The sequence below is a fragment of the Pseudidiomarina aestuarii genome, from assembly GCF_048263735.1.
Lineage (GTDB): Bacteria > Pseudomonadota > Gammaproteobacteria > Enterobacterales > Alteromonadaceae > Pseudidiomarina > Pseudidiomarina aestuarii_B.
Map to the genome: position 1 here is coordinate 923,682 of NZ_JBLXDX010000001.1, position 15,745 is coordinate 939,426.

Sequence of the window (15,745 nt, forward strand, 5' to 3'; positions counted from 1 at the left end):
TGTACTACCCCAAAACTCTTTCTAAAATTCTTGTTTTAAATCTTAGAACTCACCTTTAAACCAACCGTGGATGCGCTTCCATAAGCCCATCACGTTGGTGCTGCTCGCTTCTTTCTGGCGAGCTAATACATCTTCTTGTCCATAGCGCAGCAAGCCGACAGCGGTCGCATAGGTCGGGTCTTGAACGTAATCACTCAGACCCTGCATACCCAACGGTTCACCCAGTCGCACTGGCATTTGGAAAATTTCTTCGGCAAACTCAATGGCGCCTTCCATGCGTCCACTACCGCCGGTCATCACAATGCCGGCAGCAATTTGATCTTCGAGACCGCTTTGCTGAATTTCATCCCGCACTAATTCGAACAATTCGCCATACCGAGGCTCGACCACTTCAGCCAGAATATGGCGCTGCATGATCCGCGATGGTCGCCCACCTACAGAAGGCACTTCAATATTGTCGTCTTTGCTGACCATGTCGCGCAGCGCACACGCATACTTGGTTTTAATTTCTTCGGCATGATTCAGTGGCGTACGGAAAATCTTCGCGATGTCACTGGTGACCTGATTACCCGCCGCAGGAATGACTGCGGTGTGGCGCAACACACCACCGGTATAGATACAGATGTCGATGGTGCCAGCACCCATATCTACTAAAGCCACGCCCAAATCTTTTTCATCGTCGGTCAGAATTGAATAGCTCGATGCCAACGCCGAGAAAATCAGTCGATCAACGGTCAAACCACAACGCTCGACGGCTTTCTGAATATTCTTCGCCATGTCATTGGCACACGTAATAATGTGGACCTTGGCCTCCATCCGAACGCCTGACATGCCAATTGGGCTCTTGATACTCTCTTGCGAATCAATGACGAACTCTTGTGGTAACACATGCAAAATGCGGCGTTCTTGCGCAATCGGAACCGATTTAGCAGCGTGGATCACGCTATCCACATCATCCTGAGTCACTTCGGCCTCGTTAATCGGCACCATGCCACTTTCGTTTTGGCAGGCAATATGACGACCCGAAATGTTCAAGTAGACCGACGCGATGCGGCAGTCGGCCATTAGCTCCGCTTCTTCCACCGCGCGCTGAATGGACTGCACCACTAGGTTCAAGTCGTTGACGCCGCCCTTGTCCATGCCACGTGCAGCCGACGCGCCGACACCGATGATACTGATATCACCATCGGGAATAATCTCGCCGATCAGCGCGACAATTTTACTTGTGCCGATATCGAGACCAACCACCATGTTCCGTTCTGCTGCTTTAGACATGTTTTACTCTCTACTTTTTATTCGTCTGATTATTATCGTTATCCGAATTCAACCATCGCACTGCCACACCGGTGTCGTAACGCAAGTCAATCGATTCAATCGGTTGCTGCTTGTGTTCCGCAATACGCGGATACAAATCAATAAACCGCTGCATCCGCTCTAGCAATCCTTCGCGTCCGAGTCGTAACTCGATATCTGAGCCGAGCACTACCGTTACTGCGAAGCGCTCGCTGAGTTGCAGACTGACCGCACTATGGCCGTTCAACTGCAATAACTCTTGCGCTTGTCGATAAGCCTCAATGGTCTCATCAACTGCATGCTCAGGACCGGCCAAATAAGGCAACTCGGTAGTGAGCACGCTTTTGTCCGCGCGAAAAATCTCGCCGTCTTCATTCACCAACGCATCGCTACGTTGGCCGGCATTCCAATGCGCAAGTGGCCGCTGTTCAACCACATAGACCTGCAAAATATCAGGCCATTCCTTGCGAACTGAGGCGCGGCGTACCCATGCCATCGCTTCAACGCGCTGCCGAATCTCATCAACATCGGCTGAGAAGAAACTACCTAACTCAGCGCCTTGCAATTCAGTTCGTACTTCGGCCGGTGTCACATAGGTCAACTCACCCTGCACTACCAAGCGCTTCAGTGGTACTTCGTTGGCATCCATGGCGGTGTCGTACAACCACATTCCCCCGCCAATGGCTCCTGCTAACACGCAAACAAAAAACGTGAAACCGAGCCAAAACTGCCAACGTACCGCGGCCACCTTAATCCTCGTGTTCAGTCAAACTGAAATCGAGAATTTCTAACACTAATTGCTCGAAGCTCAGTCCGGTTGCCCGCGCCGCCATAGGCACTAAACTCTTGGCTGTCATGCCAGGCACCATATTCGCTTCCAACAATTTAAATTCACCAAAGGCGTCACACATCACATCAATGCGACCCCAACCACTGCCTGCCACCGCGCGAAATGCGCTTACGGCTAATTGCTGTAACGCCTGCTCTTGTAACGGCGATAGCCCAGCTGGACAGTGGTATTGCGTATCGCCAGCCTGATATTTGGCGGCGTAATCATAAAATTCATGCGTAGTTTGCAGCCGAATCGACGGCAACGCGCGTTCACCCAAAATACTGATGGTGTATTCCGGACCAGCCAACCAAGCCTCAACCAACGCTTCTTGGTCATACTCATGCGCTAGTTGTAGTGACTTACTCAAACCTTCCGGCGTGTTCGCCGAACTCATGCCAATACTTGAACCCTCTTGAGCGGGCTTCACCATGACCTTGCCACCAAGCTGACGGAGTAAGCCGGCTGCATCAACTGATTGTCCGCGGCGGATCACCACGCTCTCTGCAACGGGCAATCCTTGCGCCTGCCAAATTTGTTTGGTGCGCACTTTGTCCATCGCTAACGCGCAACCGAGCACGCCGGTACCGGTATAAGGGATGCCCAAGTATTCCAATGCACCTTGCACGGTTCCGTCTTCTCCACCGCGACCATGTAACACCACAAAAGCGCGACTGAAATTCTGGTCAACCAAGTGGGTCAATGCTTGTTCACTGGGGTCAAACGCATGCGCATCGACGCCCTGCGATTGCAACGCGCCTAACACGGCAGCGCCTGAACGCAGCGATACTTCGCGCTCGGCGGAATGACCGCCCATCAACACCGCGACCTTGCCATACTGCTTCATACTTGGCCTCCTGCTTGCGCCGTACTTGCACGTAATTGTTCAGGTTGAAGTTCGGTTGCAGCGAGATCGCGAGCCAGCGCACCGATGTTGCCAGCGCCTTGCGCAAGCAACAGGTCGCCCGGCTGCAATAAATCGGCCAAGGTTTGCTTCAACTCGGCTTGGCTGCCGACATAAATCGGTTCGAGCTTGTTGCCACCACGCATCCGTAATGAACGAGCTAACGCACGGCTATCGGCGCCAGCCACCGGTGCTTCACCAGCGCTGTATACGTCGAGCAGCAACACCACGTCGGCTTGCGCGAGTACTTGCACGAAATCGTCATACAAGTCACGGGTGCGTGAATAACGATGCGGCTGAAACGCAATCACAAGACGCCGCTCAGGCCACCCAGCGCGCGCTGCTGCAATAGTTACTGCCACTTCTGATGGGTGATGACCGTAATCATCGACTAACATCACATCACCCTCACCTGCTGCGCCAGCTAAAGCATAAGAACCTAAATGCTGGAACCGTCGACCAATGCCTTCAAACTTAGTCAGTGCTCGTACAACAGCACCATCCTCAATACCCTCATCGGTCGCTACCGCAATAGCCGCTAAGGCGTTTAAGCAATTATGTTTACCCGGCAAATTGACTGTCACTTGTAGCGGTTCGCGACCGGCGCGATGCACGGTGAAACTGCTTTGTCCGCGGGCTTGCTGATAATCCGATGCACGTACATCAGCATCATCGCTAAAACCATAAGTAATGAGCTGACGTCCCACGCGCGGCAACAATTCGCGCACCACGGGGTCATCGACGCACATTACTGCCAATCCATAAAACGGCAGGTTATGCAGAAACTCGACATAGGTGTCCAACAACTTGTTGAAGTCACCGCCGTAGGTATCCATGTGGTCGGCTTCAATATTCGTGATCACCGACACCATCGGTTGTAAGTGCAAGAACGATGCGTCCGATTCATCCGCTTCGGCAATTAAATACTTGCTGGTTCCTAGCCGTGCATTCGTACCGGCGCTATTCAGCAAGCCACCAATAACAAAGGTAGGATCTAACTCTGCCTCGGCAAAAATACTCGCGATTAGCGACGTGGTAGTCGTTTTCCCATGGGTTCCAGCAATGGCGACGCCATGTCGGAATCGCATGAGCTCTGCCAACATCTCAGCGCGACGTACAATCGGAATAAACGCTGCTTTAGCGGCAACTAACTCAGGGTTATCGGCTCGAATCGCAGTACTCACCACTACTACATCAGCGCCTTTCACATGCTCACTCGAGTGACCGATAAAAATCTCAGCGCCGAACTGACGTAACCGTTGAGTATTTGCATTTTCGGCAATGTCGGAGCCCGCAATGTCATAGCCTTGGTTCACCAATACCTCAGCAATGCCGCCCATACCGGCACCGCCGATACCGACAAAATGAATACGGCGCACTCGCCGCATCTCTGGCACGCTTACCACGGTAAATGGCTGGCTCTTCAACTGCGTCATACTCGTCCTGCCTTGATTGCTTCTGGGTTAGCCCAGCGTTCACATTGATTCACCACTGCATCGGTAGCCTTCGGATAGGCGACCGCTGCAGCATTTTTCTGCATACTGCGACGGAGCTCAGCATCGGCAAACACAGGCGCCAACCGTTGCACTGCAGTGCTCGTTTTGGCGAGCGTTGATTGTGGCAACAAAATGCCAGCTTCAGCGCGCACGAGTTCCATGGCATTTGCGGTTTGATGATCGTCCACGGCATGTGGCAGCGGTATCAGTACCGCAGGCTTACCTAATAGCGCTAACTCGGCAACCGTCAGTGCGCCGGCACGACATATCACTACATCAGCAGCGGCATAAGCACTGGCCATATCGTCAATAAAATCGACCACGGTCACGCGGGTAAAATCTTGTGCTGCATAAAACTGCTCTACTTCAGCTTGTCGACCTGCACCACACTGATGCACGACCTGTATGAGTTGGTCGCTCAACTGCTTTTGCAGCTCGGCAAAAACCGCTGGCAAGGCTTCGTTCAACGCCGTTGCGCCTAAGCTTCCGCCAATCACCAAGGCCGCGACACCGTCGCGGTCCGCTTTTGGTTGTCCGCGTTGTTGGCGGGCATTGTCGAGCACTTGCTCGCGTAATGGGTTACCGGTGACATCCGCTTTCGGGAGTTGTTTACGAGCAGCCGCAAAGCCAATCATTACATGGCTCGCAAAACGCGCTAAGAATTTATTCGTCATGCCCGCAACCGCGTTCTGCTCATGAACCAGCAATGGAATTCCACACCAATGTGCAGCGAGTCCCGCTGGTCCACAGACATATCCACCAAAGGTCACCACTAGTTGAATGCGTTCGCGGCGAAGCAACTGACGACAGTGCCAGGCAGCCTTGAGTAACTGCCATGGCATGCTCAATTTACGCATGAGTCCATGCCCACGCAGCCCCTGCATACCAACGGTCTCAAGCCGAAACCCAGCATTAGGTACAACCTTCGATTCCAATCGACCTTCAGCAGTACCGAGCCAGAGAACTTCCCAGCCATAGCTGCGAAGTTTTTCTGCCACAGCCAACGCCGGAAATACATGTCCGCCAGTTCCAGCGGCAGCAATTAGTACTCGATTCATGCGCGCCTCCCTGACCGCGGCGCCACTTTCATGGAGCCAATGCGAACTTCATAATCAAGCCGCAACAAAATGCCTATGGTGATGCAGCTAATCAGCAAACTAGTTCCACCGTAACTGACCAGTGGTAATGTCAGTCCTTTGGTTGGCAGTAGGCCGGCGGCAGCACCAATATTGACCATGGCTTGAAAGGCAAACCAGACGCCAATGCCATAGGCCATAAAGCCGCCAAACTGGTGCCCACGTTCCAATGCGCGACGCCCCAGTTGCATGGTCCGAAATACCAGTGCGAACACCAGCACGAGCACCGTCAAAATGCCGACGAAACCGAGTTCCTCACCAACCACAGCCATAATAAAATCGGTATGCGCTTCAGGCAGGTATTGGAGCTTCTGAATACTGTTGCCCAAACCTTGTCCAAACCAGTCACCGCGCCCGAAGGCCATCAGTGACTGCGTCAATTGATAACCGCTACCAAAGGGGTCCTGCCAAGGGTCGAGGAACGACACTACACGACGCATCCGGTAAGGTTCAAAGTAGATTAAGAACGTCAACAGCAAGCTGATAGCAATGAAAATGGCGAAGAATTGCCAGAGTCGCGCACCCGCCAAGAACAGCATGGCGACCACAATACTGGTCATGACGACCGCCGAGCCAAAGTCAGGTTGCAACAACAACAGACAGCCGAAGATGAACAGCACTGCTAGGGGTTTAATAAAGCCGCGCAAGTTTTCCTGCACTTGGTCATGGCGTCGCGTCAGGTAGCTCGCCACATAAGCAACAAAGAATAGTTTGGCGAGCTCGGCGGTTTGCAGTGTCAACGGACCGACTTTGATCCAACGTTTCGCACCGTTTACCTCATGCCCAATAATCAGCACCATCACTAACATACCGATAGCAATGAGTAGCAACACAGCAGAACCGCGGAACCACACTTGAATAGGCACTTGCACCACTGTTGCTAACAGTCCCATGCCCAGCGCCAGATACATGCAGTGACGGAAGAAGAAGTGAAACGGATTATCGGTTAACCGTTCAGCCACTGGAAAAGAGGCCGAAGTAACCATCACCAGGCCAATGGCCAATAACGCCAAGCTCAGCCACAGCAATACACGGTCGTACAGCGGCGCTGACTCAGGTTGCCACCAACGTAGCCAACGCTGCCACGGTTGGCTGCGTTCGCTGGTCTGTGTGATGCCCAGTTCTAATTGTTGTTCAGCAGTTGATATCGACTTAGTCATAATAAGCCTCCACTGCTTTACGGAATTGCTCACCGCGGTCTTCATAGTTGCGGAACATATCGAGGCTTGCGCAAGCTGGTGACAGTAGCACCATAGACCCTGGTATCGCTCGCTGCGCCGCAACACTGACCGCTTCCGGTAAATCTTTTACGCGCACATGGGGGCGCTCTTGGGCAAAATTCTGGCTGACTCGATCCGCATCACGACCAAAGGTGATGAGCACATCCACTTGATCAAGTGCACTGCGAAACGCTTTAAAGTCTGCTCCTTTTGCATCACCACCAGCAAGCAGAATCAGCTTGCCTGAAACCAGACGTCGCACGCCAAAAATAGCCGCTTCAGCAGCGCCAATATTGGTCGCCTTGGAGTCATTGATCCAAGTGACACCGCCTTGCTCTAATATGGTCTCGCAGCGGTGCGGTAAGCCTTTGAATGATTTGATGGTCGCGAGCACTTGCTGCGGTTCTACACCTACGGCATACACCAGACCCAGTGCAGCTTGCACATTCATTAAGTTGTGCATACCCGCCAACTGTAATTCAGACGCTTTGGCAAGCGCTTGGCCTTTGAATTCAAGGGTGGCATCACCACCATCAACGCCAATTCCAAACAGGTGTGGGCGCTCGGTTTCACTCGCATCTAGACCAAATGTGAAATGTTGGCGTGGCGCCATCGACATCGGCTCAGTTGCCGGCTGTTCACGATTCCATACCGCGCAACGCGCATTCTGATAGATGCGTTGTTTGGCATCCACATAATCGCGGCGGGTGTAATAACGATCCATATGATCGTCGGAAACATTCAGCACCGTAGCCGCTGCCAAGCTGAGATTTTCCATGAGCTCGAGCTGAAAGCTAGACAGTTCCAGAACATAGATGTCGTAGTCAGCATCATTCGCCACTACATCCAACACCGGCACACCAATATTACCCGCTACCGCTACACGTTTGCCGGCTGTCTCTAGCAAGGCTGCGGTTAATCGCGTCACGGTCGACTTGCCGTTCGACCCAGTGATACCAATCACTGGCTTGGTGGCGAGGCGGGCAAAGATATCAATATCACCAATCAGGGGGATCTCAGCATCGGCGGCCAACTGCAATTCTGGTAAACGCAAATCGACGCCTGGGCTGACGACTAAGACATCCATCTGCAGCAGTAAAGCCGGATCTAAAGCGCCTAAATGCACTTCGAGACCATCATGCAGCTCAGTCAACGCCTCTAAATTAGACGGTTGCTCACGGGTATCGAATACTACTGGCTCAACACCTTGTGCCAATAAATAACGCACCACAGACAACCCGGTCTGGCCGATTCCGACCACACCAATGGTGTCATACTGTGTTAGCGATTTATTGAGCATAACGGGCATAATATACGTGCTGCCTTATCTCAGTTTCAATGTGGCAAGTCCAATCAGGACAAAGACCAACGACAAGATCCAAAACCGCACAATCACGCGCGGCTCTGGCCAACCTTTTAACTCATAGTGATGATGAATGGGGGCCATCCGAAACACGCGTTTCCCGCGCAGTTTGTACGAACCGACCTGCAACATCACCGATACTGTCTCCATCACGAACACACCGCCCATGATGAACAAAACAAATTCTTGGCGAACCAACACCGCAATCATGCCGAGCGCTGCGCCGAGTGCGAGGGAACCTACATCGCCCATGAACACCAACGCTGGATAAGTGTTGAACCAGAGGAAACCGAGTCCGGCACCGCAAATGGCGGTGCAGACGATGATTAATTCACCAGCGAGCGGCAAGTGAGGAATATTCAGATACGCAGCAAAATTCACGTTACCGGCGGCATAGGCGAAGATACCGAGAGCCGCGGCAACCATGATGGTCGGCACAATGGCGAGTCCATCGAGACCATCGGTCAAGTTGACCGCGTTACTGGTTCCCACCACAACGAAATATGCCAACACTATGTACATCAAACCCAGTTGCGGCATGATGTCTTTGAAAAATGGCACGAGTAGTTGTGTTTCTGCACCCACGGTTGCGTTGGCATATAAAAATACCGCAGCAAGAGTGGCGATGACCGACTGCCAGAAGTACTTCCAGCGCGCAGGGAGACCTTTCGAATTTTTCTGTACGACTTTACGGTAATCATCGATAAAGCCCACCAGACCAAAGCCGAGCACAACGCCAAGTAACACTTGAACATAGCGATTCGCGAGATCAGCCCAAAGAACGGTTGAGATAACGATGGCGGCAATAATTAACACACCACCCATGGTGGGTGTGCCCGCTTTGCTTAAATGCGACTGAGGTCCGTCATCGCGAACCGATTGGCCTATTTGCAGGCGCTGCAACCAGCGAATCAACCCAGGCCCCATCCATAACGCTATCAATAATGCGGTCAACACGCTCAAAATGGCGCGCATCGTCAAATACGAAAAGACGTTAAAGAATGTCGCGTACTGGGTTAAGTACTCCGCCAACCACACTAACATGCGTGTTTTCCTTTTTCGGTGTAGCCGGGTTGCAGTTCGTTCTGGCGCACTGTTAAAGCTTCTATGACACGTTCCATATGCGCACTGCGTGACCCTTTGGCAAGAATCGTCACTGGCACTTTGGCTTGTTGTACGGCTTCAATAACACCTTCAATGAGCGCATCGAACTGGGAGAAGTGACGTCCACCGCGACCATTGAAAACCTCGCTCGCGCTTTGACTCAGCACCCCGAGCGTAAATAAATTGTCGATGCCCGCTTGAATGGCATAGGCGCCGACTTCCTCATGATATTGTCTGGCTTGTGCACCCAACTCGCCCATATCACCAAGAATCATCAACCGAAAGCCTGGGTACGCGGCAAGCGTATCGAGGGCAGCTTTGACGGAGCCAACATTGGCATTGTAGGTGTCGTCAATGAGGCGCAACTGCGGTGATAAAGTCATCACATTCAGGCGTCCACTGACCGGCGTTAATTGGTTGAGAGCTGTGGCTGCATCAGCCAGCGCACAACCTACCGCAAGCGCTGCCGCAATGGCTACCAAAGCATTGTCAACGTTGTGTAAACCTGGCAATGACAGCTGCACTCGAGCGGTCTGTTCGGTCGGTTCCAGTGTCGATAATCCTGCTGGAACATGCGCGGTGAAACTGGCGCAGCCTTGGTCATTCAATTCAACGTCTGTTGCGGCGATGTGCGGTTGCACATCATCGGACTGGCGGCCGAACGTAAAATGAGTCCGCTCTGCAAGTTCTTGCTGCCAGCATTCGGCAAACTCCGAGTGAGCCGGAGTTAGTGCAATCCCTGCTGGCCCTAGACCGCGGAAGATCTCCGTTTTGGCACGGAACACACCATGCACCGACCCGAAACCTTCCACATGCGCCGGCGCAACATTATTGATAATCGCAACATCGGGCATGGTTAGACGTGTAGTGTAAGCAATCTCACCCGGATGATTCGCACCCAATTCAATCACCGCAAACTCGTGTTGTGGCTCAAGCCTCAGCAGCGTCAGTGGGCAACCGATGTCATTGTTAAAGTTGCCGCGTGTAGCCAACACATCGCCGCGAGTTTGTAGGATGGCGGCCAGCATTTCTTTGACTGTGGTTTTTCCACTACTACCGGTAATCGCGATAGTTTTTGGAGCTACTTGTGCCTTCACCGCCGCACCCAGTTGGCCAAGCGCATGCCGAGTGTTCGGGACAATAATTTGTGGAACTCCACGGCGCGTATCCATGTCTATCGGACGTTCAACCAGAATGGCTGCGGCCCCTTGATCAATGGCGTCAGCAATGAAGTCGTGCGCATCAAAATGCGGCCCTTTCAGAGCAATAAATAAACAGCCTGGTGGCAGTGAGCGAGTATCTGTACTCACCCGATTAATGGTGCAATGTTCGCCTTGCAGCTCACCACCTACGGCAGCGGCTATCCACTGTAAACTCACTGTAATCATGAGCGCACCTCGACTGATTGTTGCATCTGTTCGGCAACCCACGCGCGCTCGTTATAATCGATTCGCTCGCGGCCAATAATTTGATAATCCTCGTGACCTTTCCCAGCCAACAAGACGATGTCTTGCGGTGCTGCAGCCGCTATAGCAGCAGCGACGGCTTCACGGCGTCCATGTTGAACTTGCACATGCTGACGCTGATGAATGCCTGTCATAATGTCTTGGACGATTTGCTCAGGCGGTTCCGTGCGTGGGTTGTCATCGGTCACAACCACCTGATCCGCATATTGCGCAGCCACTTGCCCCATTTGCGGGCGCTTGCCGCGGTCACGATCACCGCCACAGCCAAACACGCACCAAAGCTGACCGTCACAGTGTCGACGCAGATTCTGCAGCACTTGCTGAAGCGCATCGGGTGTGTGGGCGTAATCAACAATGACTAACGGCCGTTGTGGCGCAGTAAATGTCTCCATCCGCCCAGGAATAGGTTGCAGATCAGCAACGGCTGCTGCAACTTGCGCAAACGGGTATTTCAGCGCACACAACGTGGTCATCGCTGCGAGTACGTTAAACACGTTAAAGCCACCTAATAAGGGGCTGCTGACCGCAAACTCTTGAACCTCGTCCGTGACGCGAATGTGCGCCTTGAACGTGGTGCCAGTTGCGGTGTAATGAATGTCGGTGGCCCAGACGCTGCGTTTGGTATTTTGTGGTGTTGTCGCAAAGCGCCAGCTATCGGTGCGGTCGGGCAGCCACGCTGCAACCGCACTGTCATCTGCATTGAGCACACTGACCTGCGTATCTAGTTCGGTGAACAAGCGACGTTTCGCACCGGCGTAGTTCGCCATGGTGCCGTGATAATCCAAATGATCACGACTGATATTGGTCGCAATACCAGCCGCAAATGAAATGGCCTCAACGCGGCGCTGAACTAGCGCGTGGGAAGAGACTTCCATTGCAACATTCACTGCTCCCTCAGCACGCAATGCCGACAGGCGCTGTTGCACCGCAATCGCGTCTGGCGTGGTATGGGTTTCGGGGACTAAACGACCCGGGAAGCCACTGCCGGTGGTGCCGATAACGCCAGATTTTTCTCCAAGCGCTTCGAGTAATTGCGCCACAATATAGGTCACCGATGTTTTGCCATTCGTGCCGGTCACGCCAATGACGCGCATCTGCTGCGCCGGTTGCTGATAGAAACGCGCAGCAATAAAGGACAACTCATTTTTCAGTTGCGGTACTTCAATCACGATGGCACTACCACGTTGCTCAATACCGTAGCTATCTGATTCAGCCAACACTGCAATAGCGCCTGCATCTAACGCTGCATCAATAAATTGGCGACCATCACTTTGATAACCTGGCACTGCAACAAACACATCACCGCCAGCCACTTGTCGACTGTCTAACTTCAAGCCAGTAACCGGAACCTCTGGCAACGGTAACGGATAGTTGGGTAACAAATGACTGAGCTTAATCATCTGCACCTCCCGGCAATGCGGAGCCAACAAAGCCAGCCACACGTGGCTGAGTATCTTCAAGATTATCTGGTGCGATATTCATGATGCGCAGTGCATCACCGACAATTTCGGCAAACACTGGTGCCGATACATCGCCGCCATAGTATTCATCACCGCTCGGTTCATTCACGGTCACCACTACTGCAATGCGCGGGTCACTGACCGGTGCAATACCGGCAAATAGCGTGACATATTCATCACCGTAACCACCTGCCACCGCTTTGCGTGAGGTACCGGTTTTACCGGCAACGCGATAGCCACGCACGCGTGCTTCTTTCGCGGAGCCTTTCATAACCACGTTTTCCAGCATGCTGAGCACGGCTTCCGCGTTCTCGCGGCTAATGACTTGTTCGCCTTCTGGGATACCCTCGCGACGTTGAATACTCAGTGGACGCTTCACGCCGCCGTTACCGATAATGGCGTAAGCTTGCGCCAGCTGAAGGGTCGTAACTGACAAGCCGTAACCAAACGACAAGGTGGCGATTTCAAAGTCAGACCAGCGGCGACGACTCTGCAAGATGCCGAAGCTCTCACCGAGCATCGCGACACCGGTGTCGTTGCCCAAACCCAGCGCGGCGTAGGTCGACATCATATTGTCGATGCCAGCTTCGAGCGCAATGCGCGCGGAGCCCATATTGCTTGAATTTTCCAAGACTTCGCTGACCGTCAGCTCACCACGATTCTTCGGATCGCTAACACGGCGTCCGCCCAGGCGCATCCAACCCGGATGGGTATCAATGATGTCGTCTTTGCGAATCACTCCAGCCTCAAGCCCAGCCAAAACCGCCAGCGGCTTCATGGTAGAACCTGGTTCATAGGAGTCAGTAATCGCACGATTGCGCAGTTTGTGCGACTGCATATCGTTGCGATTATTCGGGTTAAAGGACGGGCTGTTGACCATCGCGAGTACTTCACCTGTTTTCACATCGACAATCACAGCTGATCCGGACGTTGCCTGGTGATAGCGCACGGCTTTTTTTAGTTCGGAGTAAGCGAGTGATTGCAGACGTTGGTCAATACTCAGTGTGAGTTGTTGTGGTTCTTGAGCAGCGGTGACGCGAATCTCTTCAACAACCCGTCCTTGCGCATCCTTGCGATAAACACGCTCACCGGGAATGCCAGTGAGTACTTGATCATAAATAGCTTCGAGGCCTTCAATTCCGCGGCCATCAATATCGGTGAAGCCAACCACATGGGCAGCAATTTCACCGACGGGATAAAAACGTCGTGATTCGGTCTTCAAATGCACGCCGGGAATACGCAACTGTTGCACAAAGTCGGCTACTCCAGGGGTGACTTTGCGTTCCAAGTAGACAAACCGACGTGTAGGATCTTCGACTTTGCTGATGAGGTCATTCACATCGACGCGAAATACTTCAGCGAGCGCTAACCAACGCTCTCGATCAGCGAGACCATCACCGTCATGAACTTGTTTCGGATCGGCCCAAACCGTCTGTACCGGCACACTGACCGCCAATTCACGACCATTGCGGTCCACAATAGTACCGCGCTGCACCATGGTGGTATCGGCGCGTAATGAGCGGCGGTCGCCTTCAAAAATCAGTCGCTCAGGTTCAATGACCTGAATGTAGGCCGCACGAGCAACCAACGATGTGAATACCAAGAACAGCATGCCCAGCGCAAAGTAGAAGCGACCATGCGCCAAGTGCGGCTGAATTTTCTTCAACCGTTTGTTCAAACTAGGGCGAGGAGATTTTATTGCCATGGTACTAGCACCTCCTGTTCGCCTTCAGGACGCACCATGTCGAGGCGCTGCTCTGCAATGCGTTCAACGCGGCTGTGCTCGGTCAACGCCGTCTCTTCAATTTGTAAGTGACGCCATTCGATATCCAGTTGGTCACGCGCCGACAACAGATCATCGCGTTCAATGGTGAGCTGGCGATGCGCATGCGACACGTAGATCACTGCTAATGCTGAGACGATGACCAATAGAAACAGCAAAACCAGCACAAATTGCTGGCGAAGATCGTCCACTAATACGCTGATAAGGCCAGGTACGCGACTAGTCGTCATAAGCTAACCTCGCCGCGATACGCAGAACCGAACTACGGGCTCTTGGATTGGCATTAATTTCTGCAGCGCTGGGCTTGATTGCTTTGCCCACCAACCGCAGTGTCCGACCGCGATCAAACTCATCGTCACGCACGGGTAAGCCAGCGGGGATTGGCCGCCCCTGACTTTGCGCTCGCATAAAACGTTTGCTGAGGCGATCTTCGAGTGAGTGAAAGCTAATCACAGCTAACCGACCGTCTTCTTTCAATGCTGGAATAGCCGCCGCTAAACCGGCTTCAATTTCTTTCAATTCACCATTCACATGAATGCGAATGGCTTGAAAACTGCGCGTTGCCGGATGCTTGTGCTTATCTTTAAATGGTACCGCTTGGTCGATTAGTTGAGCCAATTGCTTGGTGGTCGTGAACGGCTGTTCCTCGCGTTGCTTCACAATGGCTTGAGCAATGCGCCAGGCAAAGCGTTCTTCGCCATATTCGCGTAACACAAAAGCGATTTCATCGGCAGTTGCAGTATTCACAAAATCAGCAGCGGTGGGGCCGGTGCTGGTATCCATGCGCATATCGAGTGGGCCTTCACGCATGAAGCTAAAACCGCGCTCAGCGTCATCAAGCTGTGGGGATGAGACGCCAAGATCGAATAAAATGCCGTCCAAGCGCCCCTGAAGCTGGTGCGTTTCGACAACGTCGGCAAGTTGTGAGAAAGGAGTGTGGATGATGGTAAAGCGTGGATCGTCAACCAATTCCGCTGCGGCTGCTATCGCGGTGGGGTCGCGATCCAGTGCATAAAGGTGGCCTTGGTCATTTAATTGAGACAAAATCGCCCGTGAATGCCCCCCTCTTCCGAAGGTAGCATCGAGATACAGTCCGTCTGGTCTGATCGCAAGAGCCTCAATCGACTCCTGTAACAGCACCGAGACATGTTGCGGCGCTTTTGTCATTATAATGAGAAGTCTTGTAGTCGTTCACTGAGTGCCAAATCGTCTTGTTGTTCTGCGGCCATATCGGCTGCAACTTGAGTTTGCCATGCTGCGTCAGACCAGAGTTCGAACTTGTTCAATTGACCAACAATCATGATCTTTTTACTTAAGTCCGCGTGTTGGCGTAGCGTCGGCGCAATCAAAATGCGTCCCGCTTTGTCCATCTGGCAATCTTCAGCATGACCCAGCAATAACCGCTGGAGACGACGCTCTGCGGGGTTCATGCTAGATAAGGTGGTGAGCTTTTGTTCAATCAGTTGCCACTCGGGCAACGGATACAGCAATAAACAAGGTTGCTTGATATCTATGGTGCAAACCATTTGGCCATCACAGTCTAATAGGAGGCTTTTACGATACTTTGCTGGTATCGCAAGACGCCCCTTCTCATCTAGACTTAATGATGCTGCACCACGAAACATGATAATTGATCCACTTTTACCCACAAATCCCCACAAGGTGACAGTCTAGGTGCCGATCTTTCCCAC

At 52.7% G+C, this 15,745-nt stretch carries 14 protein-coding genes; all 14 read right to left on the reverse strand.

Annotation, left to right across the window (positions count from 1 at the left end; all coding sequences use genetic code 11):
* Positions 1–42 precede the first annotated feature (42 nt).
* From ftsA to mraZ, 14 genes are read right to left on the reverse strand one after another with little or no spacing between them, the layout of a single operon-like run.
* On the reverse strand, positions 43–1,275 hold the full coding sequence (gene ftsA / locus ACN0S4_RS04220; protein WP_169930502.1) for a cell division protein FtsA: 1,233 nt from the start codon (positions 1,273–1,275) through the stop codon (positions 43–45).
* 10 nt (positions 1,276–1,285) lie between these two features.
* Positions 1,286–2,041: a cell division protein FtsQ/DivIB gene (locus ACN0S4_RS04225; RefSeq protein WP_417656462.1), complete on the reverse strand. Its 756-nt coding sequence runs from the start codon at positions 2,039–2,041 to the stop codon at positions 1,286–1,288.
* Position 2,042: 1 nt separating this feature from the next.
* Complete coding sequence (locus ACN0S4_RS04230) at positions 2,043–2,969, reverse strand: D-alanine--D-alanine ligase (RefSeq protein ID WP_417656463.1); 927 nt, start codon at positions 2,967–2,969, stop codon at positions 2,043–2,045.
* Positions 2,966–4,462 carry a UDP-N-acetylmuramate--L-alanine ligase gene (gene murC / locus ACN0S4_RS04235; protein ID WP_417656464.1) on the reverse strand — a complete coding sequence of 499 codons (1,497 nt, stop codon included), beginning with the start codon at positions 4,460–4,462 and terminating at the stop codon, positions 2,966–2,968. The genes ACN0S4_RS04230 and murC overlap by 4 nt, the downstream gene beginning before the upstream one ends.
* A complete protein-coding gene (murG, locus tag ACN0S4_RS04240; protein WP_417656465.1) occupies positions 4,459–5,580 on the reverse strand; it encodes an undecaprenyldiphospho-muramoylpentapeptide beta-N-acetylglucosaminyltransferase in 1,122 nt (373 codons plus the stop codon). The genes murC and murG overlap by 4 nt, the downstream gene beginning before the upstream one ends.
* A complete protein-coding gene (gene ftsW / locus ACN0S4_RS04245) occupies positions 5,577–6,806 on the reverse strand; it encodes a cell division protein FtsW (RefSeq protein WP_417656561.1) in 1,230 nt (409 codons plus the stop codon). The genes murG and ftsW overlap by 4 nt, the downstream gene beginning before the upstream one ends.
* Before the next feature lie 4 nt (positions 6,807–6,810).
* The gene (gene murD, locus ACN0S4_RS04250; RefSeq protein ID WP_417656466.1) at positions 6,811–8,187 is read right to left on the reverse strand and encodes a UDP-N-acetylmuramoyl-L-alanine--D-glutamate ligase; all 1,377 of its coding nucleotides are present in this window, start codon (positions 8,185–8,187) and stop codon (positions 6,811–6,813) included.
* 15 nt (positions 8,188–8,202) lie between these two features.
* The gene (gene mraY, locus ACN0S4_RS04255; protein ID WP_417656467.1) at positions 8,203–9,285 is read right to left on the reverse strand and encodes a phospho-N-acetylmuramoyl-pentapeptide-transferase; all 1,083 of its coding nucleotides are present in this window, start codon (positions 9,283–9,285) and stop codon (positions 8,203–8,205) included.
* Entirely contained in the window at positions 9,279–10,733 is a 1,455-nt protein-coding gene (locus ACN0S4_RS04260; protein WP_417656468.1) for a UDP-N-acetylmuramoyl-tripeptide--D-alanyl-D-alanine ligase, read from the reverse strand. The genes mraY and ACN0S4_RS04260 overlap by 7 nt, the downstream gene beginning before the upstream one ends.
* Positions 10,730–12,211, reverse strand: coding sequence for a UDP-N-acetylmuramoyl-L-alanyl-D-glutamate--2,6-diaminopimelate ligase (gene murE / locus ACN0S4_RS04265; protein WP_417656469.1), 1,482 nt, complete (start codon positions 12,209–12,211; stop codon positions 10,730–10,732). Before murE ends, ACN0S4_RS04260 begins: the two co-directional genes overlap by 4 nt.
* Positions 12,204–13,976, reverse strand: coding sequence for a peptidoglycan D,D-transpeptidase FtsI family protein (locus tag ACN0S4_RS04270; protein WP_417656470.1), 1,773 nt, complete (start codon positions 13,974–13,976; stop codon positions 12,204–12,206). The genes murE and ACN0S4_RS04270 overlap by 8 nt, the downstream gene beginning before the upstream one ends.
* The gene (gene ftsL, locus ACN0S4_RS04275) at positions 13,967–14,284 is read right to left on the reverse strand and encodes a cell division protein FtsL (protein WP_169930511.1); all 318 of its coding nucleotides are present in this window, start codon (positions 14,282–14,284) and stop codon (positions 13,967–13,969) included. The genes ACN0S4_RS04270 and ftsL overlap by 10 nt, the downstream gene beginning before the upstream one ends.
* The gene (gene rsmH / locus ACN0S4_RS04280) at positions 14,274–15,224 is read right to left on the reverse strand and encodes a 16S rRNA (cytosine(1402)-N(4))-methyltransferase RsmH (protein WP_417656562.1); all 951 of its coding nucleotides are present in this window, start codon (positions 15,222–15,224) and stop codon (positions 14,274–14,276) included. The genes ftsL and rsmH overlap by 11 nt, the downstream gene beginning before the upstream one ends.
* Positions 15,221–15,679 carry a division/cell wall cluster transcriptional repressor MraZ gene (gene mraZ, locus ACN0S4_RS04285; RefSeq protein ID WP_169930512.1) on the reverse strand — a complete coding sequence of 153 codons (459 nt, stop codon included), beginning with the start codon at positions 15,677–15,679 and terminating at the stop codon, positions 15,221–15,223. Before mraZ ends, rsmH begins: the two co-directional genes overlap by 4 nt.
* Positions 15,680–15,745 lie beyond the last annotated feature (66 nt).

Coding starts and splice junctions, on each gene's coding strand:
- ftsA (WP_169930502.1), bottom strand. CDS start 1,275: ATGTCTAAAGCAGCAGAACGGAACATGGTGGTTGGTCTCGATATCGGC.
- ACN0S4_RS04230 (WP_417656463.1), bottom strand. CDS start 2,969: ATGAAGCAGTATGGCAAGGTCGCGGTGTTGATGGGCGGTCATTCCGCC.
- murC (WP_417656464.1), bottom strand. CDS start 4,462: ATGACGCAGTTGAAGAGCCAGCCATTTACCGTGGTAAGCGTGCCAGAG.
- murG (WP_417656465.1), bottom strand. CDS start 5,580: ATGAATCGAGTACTAATTGCTGCCGCTGGAACTGGCGGACATGTATTT.
- murD (WP_417656466.1), bottom strand. CDS start 8,187: ATGCCCGTTATGCTCAATAAATCGCTAACACAGTATGACACCATTGGT.
- mraY (WP_417656467.1), bottom strand. CDS start 9,285: ATGTTAGTGTGGTTGGCGGAGTACTTAACCCAGTACGCGACATTCTTT.
- ACN0S4_RS04260 (WP_417656468.1), bottom strand. CDS start 10,733: ATGATTACAGTGAGTTTACAGTGGATAGCCGCTGCCGTAGGTGGTGAG.
- murE (WP_417656469.1), bottom strand. CDS start 12,211: ATGATTAAGCTCAGTCATTTGTTACCCAACTATCCGTTACCGTTGCCA.
- ACN0S4_RS04270 (WP_417656470.1), bottom strand. CDS start 13,976: ATGGCAATAAAATCTCCTCGCCCTAGTTTGAACAAACGGTTGAAGAAA.
- ftsL (WP_169930511.1), bottom strand. CDS start 14,284: ATGACGACTAGTCGCGTACCTGGCCTTATCAGCGTATTAGTGGACGAT.
- mraZ (WP_169930512.1), bottom strand. CDS start 15,679: ATGTTTCGTGGTGCAGCATCATTAAGTCTAGATGAGAAGGGGCGTCTT.